The organism is Micrococcus sp. HSID17227 (genome assembly GCF_003989405.1).
In the GTDB taxonomy this organism is placed as follows: Bacteria; Actinomycetota; Actinomycetes; order Actinomycetales; family Micrococcaceae; genus Micrococcus; species Micrococcus luteus.
This window is the reverse complement of record NZ_RBLN01000417.1, coordinates 1-1,365: the sequence shown is the minus strand read 5'-3', so window position 1 is coordinate 1,365 and position 1,365 is coordinate 1. Positions and strand designations below refer to the sequence as shown.

Annotated in this window: 1 protein-coding gene and 1 pseudogene; both read right to left on the bottom strand. The window is 74.3% G+C overall.

Annotation, left to right across the window (positions count from 1 at the left end):
* Nucleotides 1-188: pseudogene (locus D8M29_RS12345) on the bottom strand (shikimate dehydrogenase); the annotation flags it as partial.
* The gene (gene mltG / locus D8M29_RS12340; RefSeq protein WP_238693421.1) at nucleotides 188-1,198 is read right to left on the bottom strand and encodes an endolytic transglycosylase MltG; all 1,011 of its coding nucleotides are present in this window, start codon (nucleotides 1,196-1,198) and stop codon (nucleotides 188-190) included. The pseudogene D8M29_RS12345 and the gene mltG, both read right to left, overlap by 1 nt.
* Nucleotides 1,199-1,365: the final 167 nt, after the last annotated feature.

The following is a 1,365-nucleotide window of genomic DNA, read 5'->3' as shown; positions in this document are numbered from 1 at the left end:
CCGCCGTCGGCCGCGCCCGGGGCGCCGAGGTGCTCGGCCGCGAAGGCCAGCACCTCGTCCTCGCCCAGGTCACGGCGGCCGTAGTCGACGTCGAGGCCGAGGACCCGGTAGGCGGCCGCGTGCAGCACCGGGGAGAGCGAGTGGGCGATCGGCCGGCCCAGGACCGCCGCGCGCAGCACGGGGCGCATCAGCACACCCCCGGGTTGGACGCGCAGTAGCGCTGCAGGGTGCGCACGTGCTGCTGGTGCTCCTCATAGGTGCGGGAGAACTCGGTGTGGCCGGTGCCGATGTCCGTGGTCACCCAGTAGTAGGCGTCCGTCTCGGCCGGGTCGAGGGCGGCCTCGACGGCCGCGTCGGAGGGCATGCCGATCGGACCCGGCGGCAGGCCCGGGTGCACGTACGTGTTGTAGGGGTTCGAGGCGTCCTGCCGCTGGCCCGAGGTGAAGCTGAGGCTGCGCACTCCGAGGCCGTACGTGACGGTGGCGTCGATCTGCAGGAGCCCGTGCGTCTCGGTGTTGTCCGGGGCGAGGCGGTTCTCGATGGCGCCGGCGACCTGCCGGTAGTCCTGGGGCAGGGCCTCCGCCTCGAGGATGGAGGCGATCGTGAGCACGCGCTGCTGCTCGGCCGGGTCGCGGACGTCGAGGGCCTCGAGCTCGGTGAGGGTGGGCCGGACCAGGGCGTCGAGCACCTGCCCGGCGGTGGCGTCGACGGGGAGGCGGTACTCCCCGGCGTCGAGCCAGCCCTCGAGCGTGCCCGCCTCCCCGGGGACGCCGTAGCGGGTCGGGTCCTGGGCGGCGGCCTCGAGCTCCTCGCGGGGCAGCCCCGTGGCCTCGGCGACGGCGTCCAGCACCTCGGTGAGTCGCCGCCCGCGCTCCACGAGCACGTAGTGCACGGCCCCGTCCGTGGCACCCTGGAGCACCGCGAGGGCCTCGGCCGCGGGCATCCGCTCGCGCAGCACGAAGTCCCCCGAACGGACGAGACCGCTGCCCGTGTCCCTGGCGGCGCGCTCGAAAGCACGGGCTGAGCCCACGATGCCGGCCCGGTCCAGGCGGGCCGCCACGGAGCCCAGGTCCTCGCCCGGCTCCACCGAGAACGTCACCTCGTCGCCCTCGACGGCCGTGTGGTCGGGGCCGCTCAGGAAGCCGCGCACGATCAGCCCGACCACGACGGCGAACGCCACGAGCACCGTGCCCAGCACCAGGGCGGTCCGCCGCCGGCCGGCGCCGCGGTCGACCCGCGCGGCCGGGGATCGGAAGCGCGTCGTGTCGGGAAAGGGCGTCTTCGCATGTGCAGGACTAGGGGGGCGGCGAGCAATTGAACAAAACACACCCTAGTACGCATGATGTACGCCGCATGCAGCGTCAC